The organism is Paenibacillus radicibacter (assembly GCF_024721995.1).
In the GTDB taxonomy this organism is placed as follows: Bacteria; Bacillota; Bacilli; order Paenibacillales; family NBRC-103111; genus Paenibacillus_AM; species Paenibacillus_AM radicibacter.
In genome coordinates, this window is sequence record NZ_JANQBC010000009.1 from 1 (window position 1) to 22,940 (window position 22,940).

Genomic DNA, 22,940 nt, shown 5'->3' on the forward strand with positions numbered 1-22,940 from the left:
TAAATATGTCTATAAAGTCATTATTGACGATATAAAACTTTCTTCGAAAAAACATAACGTAACCTCCTAGAGTACTTATTTATTTGATCTGTTCTTTCACGCACTTTCGGATATTTCCGATAACGTTCTTGTATCTACGAACCCTTACTGCCTTAAGGGAGTGACAGCGACGACCGTAGCGCAGTTAGGCAGTGCAGGGTTGTCTGCTGATTCTACTTCCGCGAATAATCATCGGGCAGACCAAGGAGCGTAGCGACGCTGCGTAGATACGCTGTTATGTGAAGTCATACACTTCTTGATACTGCTTACTAAAATCCTCTGTTTATATCTTTTTTTAAAACCACTTCATTTTTTATCTCACTAATTTCTTGGGATACAATATTCAATATCGCATCTACCAATTCTGAAATATAAGGATTGTCTAAATAAAGAAGAAGATCAGGATATTGCGATTCAAATTTTCGAGTCATTTTTTCTTTTATTTCTCTACTAGAAACATACATTTCTTATCCTCCTGTCAAAACAAACTGCTTTTCCGCTCGTATTTATTGGTTATTGTAATAATAATTAGTTCAAGAATTTCTACTAGTTCATTAAGTAAGGAGATAACTTTCTCCTTTATTCTAAAATAATCCTTTATTGAGTTAGTTGTATACAAATAGTTATTAAATGCTTCATTCATACTCTGCTTCTCTTCTTCTGTTAGATCTGGGATTCCAACAATTTTATCCTTTAGAATAACCGTACTCAAATAATCCTTTTTTGTATTAATTAAGTCTTCAACATTGAAGAATGATTTAATCCCTACTTCATTTTGTGTAATCTCATAGCCCAGATTTTCTACCTGAGTTTTTAGGAAATCAAACGCACTTTGTTTAATTTCTTCTATTTGTCCAACATAAGAAGTAATATTCTCCTCAAGGGATAATAAATATGCCCTTAGATAATTTGGCATTTGGTAATATCTCGAATCATTTTTAATCCTTATCCAAACTTCAAATTGAGCAAAATTTGAATGTCTATAGGTTGAGTCAAATGATATTCTTACAACCTCATCATTTAAAAAATCTTTAATCAAACTCTTAAATTCAATAAGCAATGGTTCATAAATTGTTTTCTTATTTATTATTGCACTTTTAATGTGGTTACTCTGAATTAATGACTGTATTGTAACGAAGTAAGTAATTATTCCACCAACAGTAGCCCCGAGTAGTGATGCAAGTATTGCTACGCTTCCTGAATTATTAAGGAAATTCGAAATACTGAATTTTGATATACTCAAAAAACAAATTATTAGACCGATTAAAGCAGCTAGAAGTAATAGTGATATAAATACGTAAAGTGTTTTTAATATTAATGGATTTTTCAATCTCTTTTTTATTATGAACGCTCTTAGTGATTTGCTCATTTTCTTCATTCTCTTCTCCTTTTGTATGATTGCACATAACTCCTTATTTACGTACTTCGCATAATTATACCATACATTGGTATTTACGAACTTCGTAGATTCCCCAACATTGTCGGTATTCCTGCTATATTATCACAACTCAACAGATCCATTTAATCTGTGCAATTTAAATAGAAATAATTCCCTATATATGATACTATTAAATCTCTTTATCTTTCAGTCTTATCATTAAAATATGAATACACCAAAGGAGCGTTTATACTAGTGAAGAATAAGCTTGTTCTATTAGCAGCCATCATGATTGTACTGGCTGGATGCAGCACTCAAAAAACGGCAGATACTGCAGGTAACACAACACCTACTGAAACACCTAAATCACCAACAGAAGCTCCCAAAGCGTTAGCAGAAAGTCCTAAGCCAGCTGCAGAACCCCCTAAACCACAACCAACAGAAGCTCCCAAGGACAACAAGGCTTCTACTGGAAAAAAACTAAAAGAAGAAGAAAAATTAGCACTCAGTTATGTAAATGAGTTTTTAAACGAAACAGATCCAAAAAAGAAAACAAAGTTTGTAACTGACTACGTACATAAGGAAGTAAAACCAATTTTCGAAATTGCAGCATTAAATATTCCAACCGCTGAGAATATGTATATTAATTCAAGAGTAATTGAATCAATGGCTGGTGATGATGTTGGGCAAAAGCATTTTATTCTCATTCAAGCTGATTCCAAAAGTGGTAATATGAAGGAGATCATCGTTCTAGTAGTAGATAAAAAAATTGGTCTAGGACTCACTCCTGGTAAGGAAAAAGAGGCAAACTCTAAATTTGAAGAATTAAGAGAGTTCTTCAAAACACCTATCCCAAAATAAACAAACCGAGTCATTAGACTCGGCTTTTATTTTCCCTAAATATTACTACTAAATAAGCTATGTACAACACTATAAATGAACAACTTCAGTTTCATTGTTTGTCAACAACGGCTCTAATTTAGTTACGAAACTATTTATCGGAATGAACCTATCGCCTACATCTAGCAATATAGATGCAAGTTCGCCGTCGTTATTTGTGTAATGAAACACTAAGAAAAAGTTGTAGTTCTTAATTTCTTTAACCTTTACCTTTGACTTCGATATTTTATAGGGATTATAAGTTAATATTGGTATAGGTCTACTAGTTTCAAAACTATCCATCACATGCTCAATCTCGATTTCATTTGTTAATTCTACTGATCGAATCTGTTCAAGTGTTAGATGAAAGACAGTTCCTCCACCTTCAATAGTCAGTTGGTCCTCTGTTACGGTCAAGATGCATTCTGTTTTCGGAGACAAAGGCAATCCTTGAACATGATATCCCCATCCTCCTGCAATAACTCCGAATTCATTATCCTCATCCTTCTTAGGGCGCCATAGAACTGCTAGCAAAGGATAGGTAAGACAACTAAATAATAGAAAAAGTATTAAACCCGTTTTTCTAAATCCCAAAGCTGGATCAGAATAAGCATAACTCATAATAAACATTATGAAGAAGAACACTGCTAATAATAAGCTAACAAATCCTAGAAATATAGGAATACTCTCCAGCTCCTTCCTTGGTAAATAATCCAATCCTATATTACCATGAACACTGAATTCACAACATAGCAAAGCCGCTCTAGTATCAACAATTTCTCGCTAGAACGGCATTCAATATAACACTTTTTCTATTATCGAGACAAACCACTAATCATTCAATCCCTTGCCACTTAGAATAGGCAGTACACATTTTTCAATGCGGGAGATGCGAGTCTTGGCTTGTTTGGCTTGAGAGAAGTAGAGCAGGTATTGTCTTTGTCGACCTGGAGTTAGTGATTCGAAGGCTGTTTTCAAGTTAAGATCTTGATTGAATTTGCTTTGAAGTTCTTCTGGAATGGTGTATTCATCATTCTTCTTATACTCAACTTCCAGACCCGATTTCTCAACTTCAATTGCTTCAAGGATATATGCTTTAATAATGTCTGCCATCTCATCAATCTGATTCGCATTGGTAAATCGAATCTGACGAGCGGCTTGTACATTCTCCGTCTGTTGGATGAGGATACCATGAGGGTCTTTTAACAAGACGCCTTTGTGAAACAGAATCGCACAGTATTCTTTAAATCCGTGAATGAGTAAGATGTTCTTATCATCTAACGTGTAACAAGGATGCATCCACTTCACATCTTCGGTCAGATCATCACAGCCCAGAATGATTTCTCTAAGTTTCTCAAACGCTTCTTTCCACTGCTTCTGTTTACGTAAAAATCCATCGACTTTGGGATTATATTTACTCATTGTCATGTAGGAGCACCTCTATTATTTATTTCCTTATGCTAATGACTGCCGATATGAACGACAGCCCTCTTTTTACATACATAAGTTTAATTTACGTTTACTTCAAATACTTCCCTGTAATCGACTGCTCCGCATGGATGATCTGTGAAGGCGTACCTTCAAACACCACTTGACCACCTCTGCTGCCCCCGTCTGGACCCATATCAATAATCCAATCCGCCTGGCTGATGACATCAATATTGTGCTCAATGACGATCACGGTATTGCCTGCGTCAACTAATCGATTCATGATCTCAAGTAAGTGACCGATATCTGACATATGAAGTCCAGTAGTCGGCTCATCCATCACATAGATACTGCCTTTCTTGTGCAACTCACTTGCCAGCTTGATACGTTGGCATTCCCCACCAGATAATGTGCTAAGTGGCTGACCGAGTGTAATATAGTTAAGCCCCACATCACTCATCGCTTGAAGTTTACGTACTACCTCTTTAAGCTCGAAAAATTCTAGAGCCTGCTCCACGGTCATCTCCAGCACTTCTGCAATTGACTTTCCATTAAGCTTATAGGCAAGAACTTCTTCCTTAAAGCGTCTACCTTCGCATACTTCACATGGCAACTTCACACTGTCCAGATAGGAAAGGTCTACGTACACGACACCCAAACCTTGACAGTTCTCACAAGCTCCTTTGGAGTTGAAGCTGAAGAGACCTTGGTTTACCTTATTTGCTGTAGCAAATGCTTTGCGCACATCATCCATGATTCCAGTATAAGTAGCAGGATTCGATCGCGAGGATACTCCGACTGCGGACTGGTCAATAACAATTGCATCCGAGTGTTCGCTCAGGAATATATCATTAATTAGTGTACTCTTACCCGATCCTGCGACACCTGTAACCACCGTTAACACGCCTGTTGGAACATCGACACTCACATTCTGCAAGTTGTGAAGTGTTGCATGATGAATGGACAACTTACCTGTTGATTGTCTGCAATCATCTTTTAGCTTAAGAGGACGTTTCATATAGTTGCCTGTCAGTGTATCTGATTGAAGAAGGCCATCATAGCTTCCTTCAAATACCACGTTACCACCGCGGCTTCCTGCAAAGGGCCCTACGTCAACAATATGATCTGCGACTTTAATGACGTCTGGATCATGTTCAACTACAATTACGGTATTACCCTTGTCGCGCAGCTTCACAAGCAATTCATTAAGACGATGTACATCACGCGGATGCAAGCCAACGCTTGGCTCGTCGAAGATATAAGTAACATCGACTAGACTACCGCTAAGATGTTTCACCATCTTCATACGCTGCGACTCACCGCCTGACAATGTATCTGTCTCACGATCTAACGTTAAATAATCAAGTCCGATATCGGCTAGATACTGTAGACGCTCAGTCAATGACTTCACGACTGGTCCGGCAACGGGATCTGTAATTTCCTTTATAATGCGAATAAGTTGGCCAACTTCCATGGAGGAAAGTTGTGCAATGTTGTATCCATTGATTTTACAATTAAGCGCAGCCTGATTGAGTCTTGCTCCTCGACAACTAGAACAAGAGCCCTCCGAAATGAATGGTGCAACTGTTTTCTGTGTTCGCTCGGACTTCGCTTTGACATCCTGCTTGATATATTTGTTCGAGAACTTCTCAATCGCACCTTCAACAGTAATGTTCGTCGCCTTTCCTGCGAAATCCATCTGCACTTTTCTTGCTTTGCCATAGAGCAATAGATCAAGTTCCTCTTCGGAATAATCACTAAGCTTCTTATCGGCATCGAATGATCCGGATTGCATCAACAAGTTCATTTCCCAATCGCCAAATCCATAGCCTGGTAGCATAATCGCGCTTTCATTGAGTGACTTTGACATATCCACTGCCTTGCCCATGTCCACGCTGAGTCTACGTCCAAGCCCATTACAATCTGAGCACATCCCTTGAGGATCGTTAAACGAGAACATACTTGCAGAACCAACATGCGGCTGACCTACACGTGAGAAGAGAAGACGAAGAATCGGGGAAATATCTGTAATCGTACCCATTGTGGAATGGGAACCACCGCCTAATCTCTTCTGGTCGACGACAACCGCCATGCTCAAATTCTCAATTGAGTCTGCATCTGGCTGCGGAAACCGCGGCAGGAAATTGCGGACGAACGTGCTGAAGTTTTCATTCAATAAACGCTGGGATTCAGAAGCAATGGTGTCAAACACGATCGATGACTTGCCTGATCCCGATACCCCTGTGAAAATCGAGATCTTCCGCTTTGGAATACGTAAGGATACGTTCTTAAGATTGTTCTCTCTCGCTCCCGTTATAACGATATACTCTTGATTAGATTGACTCATTAACTACATCCTTCCAAGTATAAGAATTACTATTGAATAACAACCAACCATATGTGACATAAACCAGCTGCAATCCAAATGCAGCCAGCTTATATGAAGTCGTTCATACCAAGTACTGCTAGCACGAAGTTATTGCTCCAACACCTCTTCAATTTTACCAAACCATGCACCCCATCCGTATTTAGCCCCATTAAGTGCTGGCTCGTTCGAGATTCCCGTCTGTTCCAGATGAAGATTGACCTTACCATCCTCTAATACTTGAAGTGTCCAAGTGACGGTATGCTTCTCTCCACCTTCCCATGTATAAGACAACTTGTGAGGTTCATCCACAATTAGTACTTCACCTTCAATGATGCCATTCCACCACTGCGAAGGCTCTGTACGGAATTGGAATCGATGCCCAACTTCCGCTTTAAAATCATTCTCCATTGCTACACCAGTCTGGATATTGAATACCCACTTCGCAAGCTTACTTGAATCCGTTAAAGCAGACCATACCTTTTCGATTGATGCATTATACTGATAATCCAAATTCAATGTTAAACTCATTCTTCTTCCTCCTCTAATAGATCGCCTAATCGTCTTAAATTCATACTCCAGAACTGGCTGTAGAACGATATCCAATCCTGAACTTCCCTAAGTGGAGCGGCATTTAAGCTAAATAACGTTTCTCTTCCGACTTTTCTGCTATTTATGAGCCCTGCTTCTTTAAGTATTGTCAAATGTTTGGATACTGCCGTACGGCCCATATCAAATTGTGCCGTTAACTCATGCAGCGGTAATTCCTTAGCCTCTGCCAGCATACGGATCAACCTACGCCTTGTTGGATCTGCAATTGCGTCATACACATCTCGTGTATGGTTGATATCGCTCACAACACCCTCTCCTAAATGAAATTATCATGGATACCCGTTGGATCAGTTCCCCCATAAGATGTTGTTCTTCTGAGGTTTAGCAACGCGAAGATAATTTTAATAAGACACCATTCAGTGTCAATTTGATTATACGACACCATTTGGTGACATGTCAATTCGAGATTTTATTTTTTGAAAATATTATTGCGATGCTCTTAACATCTCTCGACTTATAACATGTTAATTAAACAAAAGAGCCTCAACCAACAAGTGGTTGAGGCTCTTTATACTTCAATTATTTGATCGGGATATCTGATTTGTAGCCTAAATGTTTCGGGTAACTGAACCCTTTAATCTGTAAATAATCCCATCCTTCTCTATTTGGAAATACAAATGTCACGTTCATCCGAGTGGTTCCATCCGCTGCGGTATGATAAGTTGCTGGTCCTGATGTTACCCAAGACATAGAATCTGATTTATTCACAAGTTTAATTCCTTCAAGTCTAACCAGCGATTCTGTTTCAATTGTCACTTCAGTCTCTTTATCCACTTGTTCGACTTTAGCTATTTTAACCGGCTTGTCTTCAATAAATAGCTGTTTGTTTATATCGGTTAGAGGGATACGCATACTGGATTCATGAAAGTCTTGATATTCTTTCAGAATAAGCTGTAACGATTGAAGCTTATCTGTTAACGGACCATACTGAAAAATGAATTCATATCTCCCATCTTCTATACGTGTTAATCCACCTTTCCTTTTTTCACAAGTTATATCATTAGAAACCAATTGCAATCCATCTAACACTCTGGCTGCTTGATCGAGTTGTTTGGTTGATTCAACCTGCACCTCACCTTGTATAAACGTCATCGTTGGAGTCGCTGTGATCGATTTAAAAACAAGAGTATTGTCGTCTACAGTAATCGACTGATCCATAGGTTGCTTAAATATCGTTGTCAGCGCTTCATCCGGATGATAGGGAAGTACAATTTCACTTAATTGTCTATGGTCTGTTCCTGGTATACCCTCCCAGTATGAGAGTGTTAACTTCTTCGCAAGAGGGCTTACTGGTTCAAAAGAAATGTATCCTTTAACCTCTGTTCCATCCTTGGACGGACTTGCCCCACCTATACCTGGGGAAGAATTCGTTCGAAATCCTTTCATTTGGACAGGTGCGAAAATATTAGAATCAAGTTCAGGAATACCATTAGCATTGTTCAGCGTGTAAAACAGTAGTAATTGATTCTCATCTGACATAAGTCCATTAATCGTAAGCACTGTCCCATCCATAAGCTTGACCTGTTCATTGAGTACTTGTCCTCTTCCCTGATTGTTAAGCTGACTGAGTGTGCTGGTTAATACCTTGTCAAAACCAAGCAATGTCTTGCTGTAATAAGCGAGGGCATGATAATTATTCCCAACAAATAACGATAAAGCGATAATAGCCGCTGCAAATTTCCATTTGGTATTGAATACTGATTTCTTTACTTTCCGAACTGGTGCTGATTCTAGCGCTTTTCTAAGTCTCGCTTCCATATCTTCTGGTGCCTTAATCCCGCTTAATTCTGCATCATTTAAGGGTTTCTCAGTGTAATTCATTGTCGTTCCTCCCATGAATCTGTCTCATTTTCTTAATCCCATTAAAAATCCTTGATTTCACTGTTCCAATCGAAGTGTTCGTCATATCCGCAATAGTCCCATAGTCCAAGTCGCGGTAATACTTCAGAATAATCGCCTCCCGCTGCTCATCATTTAGATGAATCATGAGATCTTCTAAATCCATCTGATCCTCCACTTGACGATAATCAGCCGTGCCTGTCTGACCAACTTGCTCACTTGCTTCGTGCAGGCCATCTCCTAGCGTGATCACTTTGTTGTTCTTCTTCAACATCTGGATACACTGATTAACCAGAATCGTCTTGCTCCAGGAATAGAAGGACTCCACTTTCTTTAATTGCTCAATCTTCTCATAGAGCTTAACGATCATGTCCTCCAGTGCATCCATGGCATCTGCTTCATTCTTCATATACGAATAGGCTAGCCGATAATACGCATCCTTCTCCGCCATGATGAGCTGCAGCAAAGCCTCCTTGTCCCCTTTTTTGGCTTTCTTCACTTGCCTTGCTAACTTCATTTCTTCACCTCTCCTTTTCTCTAAGAGTAACGAGGCGTGCAAAAAGTTCATTTTCAAACAAATAAATATGTAATAGTATTAATAACACAAAAAAATCCGGACCCCATTACGCTCAGGAATCCGGATCACTCTATTTATCTTTCCCTAAATGAATCTTAGAATGTAAGTTAAAGCCCGACTCAGTCAATCATTTCAAGCCGCTACTGTTTCTTATGTTGCTCCCGTCCATACAACACTTTCTTCGGATTTATCAGGATAAGAATAATCGCTACAATCGAATACAAACATGCATAGTACATAATAAACTCAAGAATATCACCGTTCCTAATTCCGATACTGAAGTTAAACAGGAAATGAACGATAATAGGAACCCACAAATTCTTATTTAGATTATAAAATGTGGTCATGATGATCGTCGTAGCTATAATCGCAATCATAAAGAACACAATATATTGAAGCAGATGAGCGCCTGTGAACCCTGTTGTGAACCAGATTGGAGCATGCCACATCCCCCACCAGAAACCTATGATTACTGCTGAGCGCAATGCTGAATATCTCTTCTGGAGTTCATTCAGTGCAAACCCTCTCCAACCTAATTCTTCACCAAACGGTCCAGATACTAATGTTTTTATAAAATAATAAACAAGCATTCCAAGGGATGAAATCGTGATGCTTGGGCTTAAAGCATCATTTTTCATAAACATGATTATGATAACTACTACCGCTATACATACTTGGATGCTAACAATCACAGCTACTTTCGAGAATTGAAGTCGTTCTTTGAATCTGCTTTTTACATATGCAATAAAGTTCTGCTCTGGATAAATTCTCCGGAAAAGAATCATAAACGCAAAGGTTGATGACCAAGCTGAAATACCTAATATCAGATCAAACACAATCTTAGGCAGCTCCAACATGGCGGTTAATCCAACGAGCAAGAATAGCGGCCAGAATATGAGATTGGTTAATACAATAAAACTTACAATTGGTTTCTTTAATTTCTTCTCCATCATCCACATTCCTCATCTTATTAGTTTTTATAAAATGAGTGTAAACCTAGGAGTAAGACCCAGGTCAATACGGATTATTTACTTGATAGGCACATACACTTCTAAGAATACACGCTCAAGCCCCTCTTCATACGTTGCAAGTAGAAGATTGATATACACCAATCCCAATAATTCATAACCATTGTCCTGAGCGGCTTGTTTAATACTAGATTCCACCTTGTTGTCTGTATTCTTCCCACCTGTTGACCATCTACCATCTTCAATAACTGTGTACATACATCTTGGATGGGAACGAATCTCACCTTCTGTCTTTTGATCTAGATCATCAACCTTCTTGACAATGACAAATTGATCTCCGATCATACCTTGATCATTGAATTGGATAATTCTCCTTAGTGATGTGAGGGTAATTGCTTTTTTTAGATTGTCTGTATGTTTACTAAGCGTTTCATACTCATCGTATGCTGTGTAGTGCTCGAGTTCACCCTTGATCTCAATGGGTTTCATCTCTTTGATCGTGAATTTTCCTAAGAATTGTTCAATCTTCTGGCAGTCTTCTTTCACACTCTGCAGTTTAGTAAGAAGAAGCTTCTGGTATTCGATTTCCGCAAGTACGTCTTGTTCTTTCTCTTCTAATAGAGATTGTAATTCTGCTATGCTTTTGTTGTTACGAATCTCTTGAATCTTCTTAATCTCAATATCTATTTCTCTATAAAAATTGATCGTTGTGATGTCATAAATATCATGTCGATTGTAGGTTCTATACCCGTTCTCATCATTGTGTTTCGGCCTTACGAGTCCCTTATCTTCATAGAATTTCAACGTATCTCTAGACATGCCTAAGAACTTGGCTACTTGTCCAATTGTGTACATATGTATTATCCTCCCTTTAGGGCACGAAATAATGCAAGACTGTTAATTGTAGTTTTGCACAGCAGTTCTGTGATTTCTTTATATTTTATTGGAAAATATCATGATTTGGTAGTCTCACCATAGTCATGGTCAATATTAACTATACCTTTATACTGACCATACATTCACACTCACCATCAATCCTAATTTGGATGAAAGCCGCAGAGTGATGACACTTGAGACTTCTTATGGTCGGGTAATGGCAGTCTTAACGCCTACGATTCAAGCAGCAGGATTTACTCTTTTTGGAAAATGGGATATAATCTCTTGACTTGAAAAGGGGAATGTTATGGCTGGACTTATTGTTCTATTCATCATTATGTTACCACTGTTTGCTCTATTGATTTGGGGAATTATTGACCCTCTTGAGTTTTTACTTTTCGGAAGTAGATGGAAATATGATGTAGAGCCTGAATATTCGGAAGGTTATTTGCGGTATACGAGAATTGCATGTGTAGTATCGCTAGTAGTCATTACGTTGATTTTTCTATTTGGAATTATTTCAATTCTTTGATCTTCCTCTCGATAAAATAATAACATAACAAAAACCGGCTCTTATGCAAGCCGGCTTTCAATGATATCATTATGCTTTTACTACTTCCTCTAACGGTTTACGCAGTGTCCACCTCTGAGCTCTTCTGCGCTCTTCCCAGAAATGACGGTAAATGCCTCCGCTTGCTAGCAACTCTTTATGTGTGCCAGACTGTGCGACGCTTCCGTTGTCGATTACGACGATATGGTCAGCACGACGAACGGTATGAAGTCGGTGTGCGATAATAACAACTGTCTTATCACGGGCAAGCTCTTCGAATGCTTCTTGAATGTACCGTTCATTGTCAGGATCAACGCTAGCCGTTGCTTCATCTAGTAAAATTATCGGTGCATCTTTAAGGATGGCTCGCGCAATGGAAATGCGCTGACGCTGGCCGCCAGATAGCGTTCCACCACCTTCTCCTACCATTGTATCGTACCCATCAGGTAGCTTAATAATAAAATCGTGACAGCGTGCTTTACGAGCTGCGTACTCCACCTGCTCTATACTAGCCTCTGGGTTGCCGAATCTAATATTGTTCGCGATCGAATCATTGAACAGATATACATCTTGGAATACAAAAGCAAGCTGCTTCATCAATTCATCGGAGTTCATCCCACGCACATCCGCACCACCAATCGTTACCACGCCTTGCTGCACATCCCAGAAGCGGGCGATCAGATGCAACATCGTCGTCTTCCCACCACCTGAAGGTCCCACTAATGCTGTCGTCCCTTTCTCAGGTATAACAAGATTCAGATTGTTTAGCACAGGTTTATCTCCGTAGCCGAAGGTTACATTGTGGAATGTTATATGAGCATCTTGTATCGGACGACGTTCTGACTGCAAGATTGGCATGTCTTCGACTTGGATAATATCGTTCATATGGTGTACGGCTGTAGCGAACATCCTTTTAAATAACGCATAATCCATCAGTGGTATCGGCTCATAGAAGCAAATCGCGAGTACAAGTAGCACCATGAAACTTGCTGGCTCAAGCGTTCCTTGCCCCACAAATAATCCACCGACGATCAAAACTAGCGCCAAGCCTACTTCAAAAGCTATGTTATAAACAGCTGTATATGGCGTTAGTCCTCGATTAATTTCAATACTAGCATCTCTGTACTTACGAATCGTCTCTTCATAGCTTTGCATCCGACTCCCAGTAAGTCCGAAAGAACGAATGACGGCTATTCCGCGAATATACTCCAATATTCGGCTATTGGCAGCCTGCCTTGCGATCGACAACTTCTGCATGACTTCTTTCAACTTCCGCTCCGCAAGCCATGCTGATAGGACGCTAAGCGGAATGCCTACTAATGAAACTAATGCAAGTCTCCAATCCATCCAGAACATCGCAATCAGAATCAATGGCGGAATAACGCACGCCTTAATCAAACCGATAACGATTGAGGGCACGTAGATATAATTACCCGCATCTGTCTTGACACGAGATTCCAAGACGGAAGCATCCTTTTGCAGGAAAAAGCCATATGGTACTTTACTCAGCCTATCGCCTAAATACAGACGAATATGTGTTAAAAAATGACCGAACAACGGAAATGACCATTTGTTAGTTAGATAATAGAAAAATGCCTGACCGGCAAACATCAATGCCATAAAGCCCACTGCACGCCAAGCTCCTTCAAGCTGACCAGCAAGCAAATAATACAATACAGCTGCCACTGAAATTGATCCAAGAGCTGTAAATATGTTCTCGAAAAATGAAAACACGAGCGCACCACGAAGACGCTTTCCTTGCTCACCTGCTAACAGTAATGACTGTCTAAATTCGGACATTTCAGCCAAACGCATGTGTGGATCGTCCGCCTCTTTCGTGCTTAAACCTTGTTTGATGAAAGATTGTGAACTTGTAGCCAATGGCTCGTCCGTATGTGGATGTGAAGTTATATTTACTGACGTGGTTGCTGTTTCGACTGCAGGACAAGAAACTGCCTGATCGATTTCCAAATCTTCCGTTCCTGCCTCATATGCCTCCCACAAGCGACGATACAGTTCACTGCTCTTCTGTAGTTCACCATGTATACCAACTGCTGCAACGCATCCCTCATCAATAACTGCAATTTGATCGGCATTAACCACACTACCCAGTCGATGAGCAATTGCAAGAATTGTTTTGGGGTTTCCAGAGGTTGGATGAAGCAGCCCCGCCAGTGCATCTTGAATACGGGCTTCATTCTCAGGATCGACAAGTGATGTCGCCTCATCGAGCACGATGATTGGAGCATCTTTTAGAATGGCACGAACGAGACTGATGCGCTGCCGCTGACCACCGCTGAGTGCAATACCACCTTCCCCTACTGCAGTATGATAGCCTTGGGGCAATTGTTCAATGAACGTATGACAGCCAGCTCGATGGGCTGCATCGATGACCTCTTTATCAGTAGCAGAAGGCTTCCCGAATCTGATATTCTCCATAATCGTTCCTTGGAACAAGTAAGCATCCTGAAATACGAACGACACAAGAGACATTAACTGCTCTTCGCTCATCTCACCAACATCAATACCGCCAATCGTTACGCTACCACTGTCCGTATCCCAGAAACGAGGCAATAAGCGAGCAATGGTTGTCTTACCAGCTCCTGATGGACCGACCAACGCCGTCATCGTTCCTGCTGGAATTTCGAGTGATACATTGCTCAGTACGGCTTGCTTGTTGTAGGCAAAGGTCACATCCTGAAATCGGATAGTCGCATCTCTAGGTGTCTTCGGATGATCAGTCTGCAACATTTCCTGCTCCTCTAGCAACTTACTGACATTTTTAAGCGATGCTGCCAACCGGAAAGCGGTCATACCGCTCGAACGAAGCATTTTGAATAAAGCAGCCCCTACTCCTAGTGACATGAGGATAAAAAAGATAAGTACAGGAATCGTAATTCCCTCTTGCGAGTATAACCAAATTCCCGAAGGGACTATGATTAGCAGGATTGTCCTAGAGAGGAGGACTGCAATCGTCTTGGCTGGCATTCCCTTGCTCTCGATGTGAGAAGTCGTCTCTGAAAACTCGCGAACTGCTTTCGAAAAGGTATCAAATGCTAACTCTGTTCGGGAGAAGGCGCGTATGACTTTCATGCCGTATACATAGTTAAGGATGGCACTGCTAACCGCTGCTCCTGCCTTTCCATAACCAGCTTGAAGCGGTTTCAAATAACCCATCACGAGTACGTATCCGACAACCGTTATCAAGACAAAAGTAAGTACAGCAAGTCCCATCCGCCAATCCATCGAGAACATGATCGCAAAGGAAAGGATTGGCAAGGCCATGCTTGAAGTAATATCCGGAATTAAATGTGCAATACCTTCCTCCAGCTGCTCCACATCTTCGTTCAGCGTGTGCTTTATCTTGCCGCTATCCGTACGGTCATAATAGCCGAGCGGTAGCTTAGCAAGCTTATCTGCTAAAGCCATTCGAACCTCATATACCACATCGTAGGCAACACGGTGCGTCCAATTCGTCGAAAGCGCAGTTAGCAGACCTTTGAACGTGATTGCAAGAAGTGCAATTCCTGCTAGGATAAGCAATTGTGTTGGATCGCTGATCAAGTTACCGGATGTCAATCCAGCACAAATTTCATAGATGACCTAGTATGGAATAAGTCCCATCAGAACAGCAACAACACCTGTCGCAATTGATCCGACCAACGCTGCTTTTCGCTTGAGCAGGAACGGTTTTAAACGGGATATAGGGGAAGGTGGTTTTGATTTACCTGTCTTCGACGTTCTATTCGATTTGTCTTGCATGACTTTAGATTCCGTAAAGACCACTCCTTAAATGATATTGATAATCATTTTCAATTATAGCAAGAAGATATTTCCTCTTCAATACTATTTGTTAAGGATTGTCAAATAAGACGTTAGGCATTTATGAGAAATTCCAAAAAACCTTTCATCCACAAAGGACGAAAGGTTTATCTTCTGTGGTACCACCGTACCACCTCTATTGATTGATCGTTAAGCCCGATTCACACACTCGTTCACGTAACTTTCTTTTTGCAAAAGAGCCTCAAGTACACGTTGAACTTCATATCCCGCTTCGAAATCAACAAGATCAGCATCCTTACCATTAATTGCACGAACTAAATTCGTGATTAGATCCTGTGTGGAGTCATTCGGCTCTACGGTAATCTCTGCACTAAGCTCATTGTACTTGCCGACTTCAAGGCGACCCCAATTTACCAATGCGATTGTCCCCTTGCTGCCATAAATCACGAATTGAATCTGTTCCTCTTGACCGATCTGACTAAGTCCATTAATGAGTACAGAGTTCCCATTAGCTAACTTCATCGTAGCAATAATACCTGTCTCACATTTCGTTGGATCATCCGGGTATTCTAACTGAGACTCGATCCGATCCATTTTACCGAACAAGGCTTGCGTCAATTGAATGTAATGAGGAAGAACTTCTCGAACAAATCCACCCTGCTCACGTCCTCCGATCCAATCGGTTTGCTGCCATTCACGTGGCCATTGATGGAAATGTGTCATGATTTCAACTCTACGAACCTCTCCAATGGATCCAGAAGATAGACGGTTTTGGATTTCTTTAAACACGTTTTTATAATAAACTGGGAAATTCATTGCATGTATGACTCCAGCCTGCTTCGCGTGCTCTGCCATCTCCCTTGCTTCTATTAAGGAGTTCGCGAGTGGTTTCTCACAGAAAATATGCTTACCCGCAGCTATGACATCTAATGCTATCTGATGATGATATTTGGGAGGAACTGCTACATAGATTAGGTCAATATCTGGACGCTTCGTCAACTCCATATGGTTGGTATACCAAGCGACTCCATTTATCTGCTCGGAAATCGTCTTTACTCTGTCCTCAATTACATCACATATAGCTACAACCTTAATGTCTGTAAGCTTCAGAAACGCATTAAGTACATTCTCGCCAATAACACCTAACCCAATAATGCCAACACGAATCGTAGATGATTGCTGCATGGAGTTACCACCTTTTCTAATATCATTTATGTGATTAATATCTTCTAGCACTAACTACTCTAAATTATATAATCATTCCATCCATTTAAAAAGTCAATTTATTCGATCGCATCAATCGGGTAAACCGATAGTAAACCTCACATCAGCAATTTTTCCACTTACTACGAAACCAATGTCTTGATAAATCTTATTGGAAGTTGGATTGCTCAAGTCTGCATATAGAACCGGAATGAATTGTTCTTCACGAAGTATGGAGCAGATTTCTGCTGTTATCGCACTTGCATAGCCTCTCTTGCGCTGCGATTTCGGAGTAAATACCGAATTAATTCGTCCGTGTCTTGGAGAACGATGTGCAATGTTCGCCATTGAGACTACTTGCTCTTCAACAATCCATAGATACAAGTTGCCTGCATGAATTGTTCTTTCTGCAACTGGGATTTGATCCTCAAGGTTAACAGATAGCCCATGAGCTTCTTCAGCGTACTCAACCAGAAACTTAGCAACAACGTCAATATCCTGCTCCGCAGCTTTGCGAAGCTCCCCTTTCACACCTTCTGGTTTAACCAGATTCGGACAGCAGTAAGACTCCATCATCATGTGTGTATGGTAGTGCAGATTCGTCTCTTTCGAATACACTTGTGCAAAATGTTCGATTAGTTCCGGTTCTCCAGATATCCCCGGTATTGTCTGATGCTTCAAATGATTGACTAAGTTCATTAACATCTCTTCCTTAACGTCAGCAGTTGCTTCCCCCGAAACCCATAACCAGCCAGGGTTACCTTGAGTCTGTGCGTATATCATCTGCCCGTTAGATGACTTGATTAAGGTTGCACTGTCTGATTCCATAATCCGGTGAATCAAATTAAACTGAACTTCATTACGTATAAACTCACTTGACGTCAGAACAACATCATTTTGCAAAAAATGAACGAACATATTTCCGCACCTCCATATTTGTTAGAACACAAAAAAATCCGCCCCATTAGGGACGGACTTGATCCGCGTTACCACCCTGATTGATGTATATCACTACACCCACCTTAGCCATCATCTATCAATGATGCTCCAATATAACGGTCGGATTCCGGATCTGCCTACTTGAATTTCGAAAGACCTGCTCAGAGGTGATTGTTCAATTCTTGTCACTGACTGCTTCGCACCTACCAGCAGCTCTCTGAGCAGTATACTAAGATTTACTTTTCCTCTTCGTTGCATGTACATCTTAAATTCTTTATAGTCTACTATTTTGTGAAAATACAGTCAATTAAAGTAGGATGATTTCTTTATAATTGAGGGTATATTCTTTACGTTCTTCATCTGATATCATCCTTTCACAGACGATTACTATTATTTAATAATTCAATTAACTAAGCGTGCGTTTTTTTGTAAACCACCATCCACCATACAAGCAGATACACGAGATCACGAACGTAAGTCCGAAGCCTTGCAATAGTGAATCATTAAAGAGAAGTATTAGCAAGCCATCAGTCAAAATTGCTCGAAGTGGTGCTATTGATGTAAAGATAGGAATAGCAGCTATAAGAAATACCCAAATCACCCAACCTACAACATGACGTGATCCAGATATTAAAAGGGTGAACAAGGACAAGACTAACAAGTACGCACCGAACTGGTATATAAACATGCCCACTAAACCAAATTGGTTCCAATGGAAGATTTCAAGAATATTGAACGTTTGCTCATAAAGATGGATAATTCCTATTTCTACTTGAAACCATACAATGTTTATTACTGCGAACGCCGCAGCGAGTAGCGAATACACGCACAATATCCCTACATAATATTCTTTGCGTGTAGCTCCTAGATTGATCATGCGCTTGAAGAAGTTTCCCGGCAATACAGTACCTACAACCACAAGAAGCAACGTAAAGATATTGGCTATAGATACATGTGTATTCTCACCTTTTCCCATAGACAAGCTTACGATCACACTAACTAGCGTGTTTACTGCTATTATGATAAGGAATATCCATAAATGTTTTCTCAATTGCAAATAAGAAGCTCTCATCATAACGCTCGGCTTATTCATTGTGTTGACCTCCCTCTATTAAATAGGAGAAAAACTTCTGGAGCGGTAATCCTTCAATCGAGATACCCAGTTTGTTTGCCTGCATTTTATCTGTTTCTGTAAATGTACCGTATACCGCAGATAGAATGCCTCTTACGTGGTCTTCCATATAAAAGACTTGCCGATCACCAATAAAGCTTTCCATGACTTCATGATTTCCAACTAATACATACGAATGATTGCGAATGTTATCCACCTCATCTTCCATCAAGATTGTACCTGATTCCATGATATAGACACGTTCAACGACTTTCGCAATTTCATCTATTAAATGGGTAGAGAGCAGAATCGTTCTCGGGTAATTCGCATAGTCTTGAACCAGCACTTTGTAAAACCGCTCTCGCATCAATACATCAAGCCCAAGTACAGGTTCATCATAGAACGTGATAGGTGCTCGACTAGCTAACCCTATGGTATTGCCAACTAGGGACTCCATTCCTCTGGAAAGCTGTTTCATTTTCTTGCCTGCGTTGAGCTTGAAAAGTTTGATAAGTTCATTCGCAAATGCCCAATCCCAGTTCTTATGAAACTTAGACGCAAGCTGCAAGGTTTCCATGACTGTGGCATCTTCAAAGAACAAGTTCCTCTCCCTTATAAAACAAATACCATGGGGCGTGTCGCCTTCCTTAAGCCGATTACCTGCAATTTCGATATGACCAAAGTTCGGGAATACGCCTCCCGTAAGCATATTCAGTAAAGTTGTTTTACCCGCACCGTTACGCCCGAGCAGTCCATATATCGTATTCTCTTCCAGCTTCATATCCAGATTACGAACTGCTTCATGTCTACCATAATTTTTAACTAAATTCGAACATTCAAGGACTACGCTCATCTACCTTCATCCCCTATCCTTTTCTCTAATCATTTCTATGACTTCTTCAACCGACATCTCTAGCTTCTCAGCCTCATCAAGTAATTTCAGAACTAGCTCGTTGTAGAAGTGTACGCGTCGTTTAGCCATAACTACTTTTCTGGCGCCTGCTGCTACATACATGCCTAGTCCCCTTTTTTTGTACAAAATACCATCATTCACAAGTAGCGCAATTCCTTTAACCGCAGTAGCCGGATTAATCTGAAAAGTACTTGCGAATTGCGCCATCGAGATAATTTGATCATCTTCCTTGTAAGTTCCGTTTAGTATGTCATCTTCAATCATCTCCGCTACTTGCAGAAAAATCGGCTGACTCTCGTCAAAGCTGGTTCTCATACAATCACCCTATCGGTATGTTAGTCATGTAACATACTATAATACCAGTATTTGGAACTGTCAATTGCTAAATAAAAAAACGACAGCCGCGGATAGATCATCTAATCCTAGGTTGTCGCTATTTTTTAACCATATTTTACCACTAAGCTACAACTAAGTGCTCTCCATTCGTAACGACTTTTTTGTAGAAACATGTTTCCATTCATTAAGTCCGAACCTAAGAATCGCTTTATCTGTATGTAAAACATTCATTTTCGAGTTACGATTAGGATATTACATCAATTACACAAATGAACTTTTGGGGAGGATGGAATAACAATGCTTGACCATACGTCTATACAAGATAAGCGAGTGCAATTTGATTTTGAAGTGGATTTTTCCAATGGTGGTGGCATTCAAGGTCAAGGCTTTCGACTCGACATTGAGGGAGATCATATTTCAGATGATGCCTTATCGGATTATATTATTAAGGATCTACGGCTACTCATGGTAGGTACGGTTCGTATTCTGAACAAACAGATTATCCAAGAGCGCCATAAACGTAAGTCAGCATCTACTCCATCTAATGGTTCCAAATCAAAACTGATCGACCTCAGTCATTCAATCGTAAGTGGGATGGAGACGTATCCCGATTTTCCAAAACCGCAGGTAACAGATTATATAAGCCATGAAGAGTCTGAAGGTCGTTATGCCCCAGGTGTGACTTTTCACATTGGCCGAGTCGATATGGTCGCTAATACGGGAACCGCGATTGATAGTCCTGCGCACCGATTTGCAGGAATGGCTGACGTTGCTGGATTGTCCATTGATTCCGTCGCTGATCTTGAAGGAATTGTTATTCGACTGAATGGGATGACTGGGAGAGCAATCACTAGGCAAGCACTAGCTGCTTATCCGTTGAATGGCAGAGCTGTTCTTATTGAGACCGGTATGGGGCAAATGTGGGGATTAACCGCTTATTTCGAAAAACATCCTTATTTGACTCATGATGCCGCTGAGTACTTGCGAGATGAAGGAGCTGTCCTCGTCGGTATTGATAGCCTTAACATTGATAATACAACTGATCCATATCGCCCTGCCCATTCTATTCTTCTCGGTGCTGGCATTCCTATCGTTGAGAACCTCTGTAACTTGGAGCAACTTCCAACGGAAGGGTTCCGATTCTCAGCGGCTCCGATGAAGCTTCAAGGAATGAGTGCTTTCCCCGTGCGTGCTTGGGCTAGATTAACCACTAATCATGAATAGTCGAATCTGTACTATAAGTAGATGTTTATTGCGTGAATTCGCGAATAGCGTTTACTGATGCTTTTTCGGAAAAGAAGTTCGTCGTTACGTCAATGAAAGCCTGCATCGCAGGCGATTTCCACTTTTGCTTATGCCACACTAACTGTGTATAAAGTGCGTAATCGGAGAAATCGATATCCAGAGCAATCAAACGCCCATCTGCAAGTTCATCCAGTACTTCCATTTCTGGTAGAATCGCAATTCCAAGTTGATTCATCGCACATTGCTTAATCGCTTCAATACTTACAAAATCATCCGCTTTGGCATCGACACAATGCCTAGATTCGCTATGGACTGTTCGAACAATTTACGATATCTGCAAGTAGGCTCGGTTAGCAGAAAAGTTTCTTTTACAAGTGAAGATGGTTCAATTGTTGAATGGACCAAAGGGTGGCTTGGATGAGCGAGCATGAGTACCTTCTCCGCAAGTAATGGCAACGCAACTAGACTATCAGAATGAATCCGAACATCGGTAATGATTGCAAGATGAAGATCTTCAAGTAAAGAACGGTGCAAATCCGAATACGTACTTGTTTTAAATTGAACTTCGACGTTAGGATGCTCTGATCTATATTGTTTCAAGACAGATGGAAACCGATAAATACATAAGCTTTCCAACATTCCAATGGTAAGGATGCCAGAAGATTCACAATCTCCTACAGCCGCGTTCTTCGCTTCATCCATCAAGCTCAGCATTTGATAGGCAAAAGGGAGGAATTTCTCACCAGAACCAGTTAAACTAACACTTCTCCCTTTACGTTCAAATAGCGCAACACCAATTTCTTTCTCTAAGTATTGAATATTGGCAGTCACACTGGACTGTGCATAATTAAGAAGTTCAGCTGCTTTAACAAAGCTCGATTGCTGCGCAACCGCGCAAAAGGTTTCAAGGTATTTAAAATTCATACCGAACCTCCAATTCTGATTGTAGTGGATTGGAATAAGTAAATTCTCTACTCCCGAACTATGTAAGTCAAGACAATAATCTTAAGACATAAGCAAAGCCCATCCGCAACTAGGGTCGGACGGGCTTCATTTATTATATTCATAGAAAAACACTTTATTTCGTAAGCTGCTCTTTCTGATCATACTGCACAATTACTTCTGCAATAAGGTTTGGTGAAGTCACGACTGCTGAGTGCTCGAGTCCTGGTAACATATGAATCTCAGATTGCTTAACGAGTTCAGAGAGTGCTTGTGCAGCATCTGCAAACAGTTGACCACTATTCTCACCGACCATGATCAACACAGGAACATTGACTTGCCAGCGATCCGTTGGGAGCGGGTTACCTGATTGCGTAGTTCCCATCACCATTCCATCATAGGCTAAAGTGTGCGAAGTACTCTCCATCGCTGCCCAATGTGGAGCTACCTTCATATACTCGATGAACTCAGCTGGTACCCCGACAGCTTCAGTCATAAAGTATTCCACCGCATCACTACGGCGACCTTCTGCTATCAAATTGTTAAGCGTATGTACGTATTCGCTAGAAACTGGTGCGCGGCTATCATTCACGATGAATGGAGGCTCGTGCATGAACAACTTCGTTACACGATCCCCTAATTGACTGGCTGCCTCAAGTGCTAATACTGAACCGGAAGAACTTCCGAATAGGGATGCACTACCACCTGCTTCATGAATTAATGCTCAATATCTTCGATTTCTCTCTCAACCGCGTATGGCGCAGTGTCTGTACTTTGACCGCGACCGCGTCGATCATAGCTGTATACCGTGTATTGGGATGATAGGTGCTCTGCAAGTTGTGCGGTATCTTGATGCGTGGCTAGTGCCGCCGGTACCAATAGGAGTGCAGGTCCTTCTCCGATCTTAGTGAATCCGATTTGTGTTCCATCTTTTGAAAACAAAGTGTTCATCACAAT

25 protein-coding genes and 1 other annotated feature are annotated in these 22,940 nt (G+C 40.7%); of the genes, 3 read left to right on the forward strand and 22 right to left on the reverse strand.

What is annotated here, in order from left to right:
* Positions 1-308: 308 nt before the first annotated feature.
* Positions 309-503 carry a hypothetical protein gene (locus NV379_RS16305; protein ID WP_258208397.1) on the reverse strand — a complete coding sequence of 65 codons (195 nt, stop codon included), beginning with the start codon at positions 501-503 and terminating at the stop codon, positions 309-311.
* A 14-nt stretch (positions 504-517) separates the two neighbouring features.
* Positions 518-1,417 (reverse strand): hypothetical protein, encoded by a 900-nt coding sequence (locus tag NV379_RS16310; RefSeq protein ID WP_258208398.1) that lies wholly within the window; start codon positions 1,415-1,417, stop codon positions 518-520.
* A gap of 255 nt (positions 1,418-1,672) precedes the next feature.
* Between NV379_RS16310 and NV379_RS16315 the strand changes: the two genes are divergently transcribed.
* A complete protein-coding gene (locus NV379_RS16315) occupies positions 1,673-2,278 on the forward strand; it encodes a hypothetical protein (RefSeq protein ID WP_258208399.1) in 606 nt (201 codons plus the stop codon).
* Between the two features lie 69 nt (positions 2,279-2,347).
* On the opposite strand, the gene NV379_RS16320 is transcribed toward NV379_RS16315, so the two are convergent.
* From NV379_RS16320 to NV379_RS16360, 9 genes are all read right to left on the reverse strand, one after another.
* Positions 2,348-3,013 (reverse strand): hypothetical protein, encoded by a 666-nt coding sequence (locus NV379_RS16320; protein WP_258208400.1) that lies wholly within the window; start codon positions 3,011-3,013, stop codon positions 2,348-2,350.
* 114 nt (positions 3,014-3,127) lie between these two features.
* A complete protein-coding gene (locus NV379_RS16325; protein ID WP_258208401.1) occupies positions 3,128-3,724 on the reverse strand; it encodes a YdeI/OmpD-associated family protein in 597 nt (198 codons plus the stop codon).
* Between the two features lie 91 nt (positions 3,725-3,815).
* Positions 3,816-6,071, reverse strand: coding sequence for an ATP-binding cassette domain-containing protein (locus NV379_RS16330; protein WP_258208402.1), 2,256 nt, complete (start codon positions 6,069-6,071; stop codon positions 3,816-3,818).
* A 129-nt stretch (positions 6,072-6,200) separates the two neighbouring features.
* Complete coding sequence (locus NV379_RS16335) at positions 6,201-6,620, reverse strand: SRPBCC family protein (RefSeq protein ID WP_258208403.1); 420 nt, start codon at positions 6,618-6,620, stop codon at positions 6,201-6,203.
* Positions 6,617-6,946 (reverse strand): ArsR/SmtB family transcription factor, encoded by a 330-nt coding sequence (locus tag NV379_RS16340; protein WP_258208404.1) that lies wholly within the window; start codon positions 6,944-6,946, stop codon positions 6,617-6,619. Before NV379_RS16340 ends, NV379_RS16335 begins: the two co-directional genes overlap by 4 nt.
* Positions 6,947-7,220: 274 nt before the next feature.
* Positions 7,221-8,522 (reverse strand): DUF4179 domain-containing protein, encoded by a 1,302-nt coding sequence (locus NV379_RS16345; RefSeq protein WP_258208405.1) that lies wholly within the window; start codon positions 8,520-8,522, stop codon positions 7,221-7,223.
* Positions 8,509-9,057: an RNA polymerase sigma factor gene (locus tag NV379_RS16350; RefSeq protein ID WP_258208406.1), complete on the reverse strand. Its 549-nt coding sequence runs from the start codon at positions 9,055-9,057 to the stop codon at positions 8,509-8,511. The genes NV379_RS16345 and NV379_RS16350 overlap by 14 nt, the downstream gene beginning before the upstream one ends.
* 200 nt (positions 9,058-9,257) lie before the next feature.
* The gene (locus NV379_RS16355; RefSeq protein WP_373426122.1) at positions 9,258-10,067 is read right to left on the reverse strand and encodes a CPBP family intramembrane glutamic endopeptidase; all 810 of its coding nucleotides are present in this window, start codon (positions 10,065-10,067) and stop codon (positions 9,258-9,260) included.
* A gap of 78 nt (positions 10,068-10,145) precedes the next feature.
* Positions 10,146-10,940, reverse strand: a complete 795-nt coding sequence (locus NV379_RS16360) for a MerR family transcriptional regulator (RefSeq protein WP_258208408.1) — start codon at positions 10,938-10,940, stop codon at positions 10,146-10,148.
* Between the two features lie 328 nt (positions 10,941-11,268).
* On the opposite strand from NV379_RS16360, the gene NV379_RS16365 reads away from it, so the two are divergent.
* Positions 11,269-11,493 carry a DUF6199 family natural product biosynthesis protein gene (locus NV379_RS16365; protein ID WP_258208409.1) on the forward strand — a complete coding sequence of 75 codons (225 nt, stop codon included), beginning with the start codon at positions 11,269-11,271 and terminating at the stop codon, positions 11,491-11,493.
* Positions 11,494-11,562: 69 nt separating this feature from the next.
* Here NV379_RS16365 and NV379_RS16370 read toward each other — a convergent pair whose 3' ends face one another.
* From NV379_RS16370 to NV379_RS16400, 7 genes are all read right to left on the reverse strand, one after another.
* Entirely contained in the window at positions 11,563-15,090 is a 3,528-nt protein-coding gene (locus tag NV379_RS16370) for an ABC transporter ATP-binding protein (protein WP_258208410.1), read from the reverse strand.
* A 24-nt stretch (positions 15,091-15,114) separates the two neighbouring features.
* A complete protein-coding gene (locus NV379_RS16375; protein WP_258208411.1) occupies positions 15,115-15,273 on the reverse strand; it encodes a hypothetical protein in 159 nt (52 codons plus the stop codon).
* Positions 15,274-15,483: 210 nt separating this feature from the next.
* Positions 15,484-16,479, reverse strand: coding sequence for a Gfo/Idh/MocA family protein (locus NV379_RS16380; protein WP_258208412.1), 996 nt, complete (start codon positions 16,477-16,479; stop codon positions 15,484-15,486).
* A 111-nt stretch (positions 16,480-16,590) separates the two neighbouring features.
* A complete protein-coding gene (locus NV379_RS16385) occupies positions 16,591-17,415 on the reverse strand; it encodes a GNAT family N-acetyltransferase (RefSeq protein ID WP_258208413.1) in 825 nt (274 codons plus the stop codon).
* 45 nt (positions 17,416-17,460) lie between these two features.
* Positions 17,461-17,698 (reverse strand) — a binding site (T-box leader).
* Between the two features lie 144 nt (positions 17,699-17,842).
* Positions 17,843-18,529: a hypothetical protein gene (locus NV379_RS16390; RefSeq protein ID WP_258208414.1), complete on the reverse strand. Its 687-nt coding sequence runs from the start codon at positions 18,527-18,529 to the stop codon at positions 17,843-17,845.
* Positions 18,522-19,400, reverse strand: a complete 879-nt coding sequence (locus NV379_RS16395; RefSeq protein ID WP_258208415.1) for an ATP-binding cassette domain-containing protein — start codon at positions 19,398-19,400, stop codon at positions 18,522-18,524. Before NV379_RS16395 ends, NV379_RS16390 begins: the two co-directional genes overlap by 8 nt.
* A gap of 6 nt (positions 19,401-19,406) precedes the next feature.
* A complete protein-coding gene (locus NV379_RS16400; protein ID WP_258208416.1) occupies positions 19,407-19,775 on the reverse strand; it encodes a GntR family transcriptional regulator in 369 nt (122 codons plus the stop codon).
* Between the two features lie 318 nt (positions 19,776-20,093).
* Here NV379_RS16400 and NV379_RS16405 point away from each other — a divergent pair, with 318 nt between their 5' ends.
* On the forward strand, positions 20,094-21,020 hold the full coding sequence (locus NV379_RS16405) for a cyclase family protein (RefSeq protein WP_258208417.1): 927 nt from the start codon (positions 20,094-20,096) through the stop codon (positions 21,018-21,020).
* Positions 21,021-21,045: 25 nt separating this feature from the next.
* Here NV379_RS16405 and NV379_RS16410 read toward each other — a convergent pair whose 3' ends face one another.
* From NV379_RS16410 to NV379_RS16425, 4 genes are all read right to left on the reverse strand, one after another.
* Positions 21,046-21,366 (reverse strand): LysR substrate-binding domain-containing protein, encoded by a 321-nt coding sequence (locus NV379_RS16410; protein WP_308860303.1) that lies wholly within the window; start codon positions 21,364-21,366, stop codon positions 21,046-21,048.
* Positions 21,303-21,965 (reverse strand): LysR family transcriptional regulator, encoded by a 663-nt coding sequence (locus NV379_RS16415; RefSeq protein ID WP_258208418.1) that lies wholly within the window; start codon positions 21,963-21,965, stop codon positions 21,303-21,305. Before NV379_RS16415 ends, NV379_RS16410 begins: the two co-directional genes overlap by 64 nt.
* Positions 21,966-22,119: 154 nt before the next feature.
* Complete coding sequence (locus NV379_RS16420) at positions 22,120-22,596, reverse strand: alpha/beta fold hydrolase (RefSeq protein WP_258208419.1); 477 nt, start codon at positions 22,594-22,596, stop codon at positions 22,120-22,122.
* A 104-nt stretch (positions 22,597-22,700) separates the two neighbouring features.
* Complete coding sequence (locus NV379_RS16425) at positions 22,701-22,934, reverse strand: alpha/beta fold hydrolase (RefSeq protein ID WP_258208420.1); 234 nt, start codon at positions 22,932-22,934, stop codon at positions 22,701-22,703.
* Positions 22,935-22,940 lie beyond the last annotated feature (6 nt).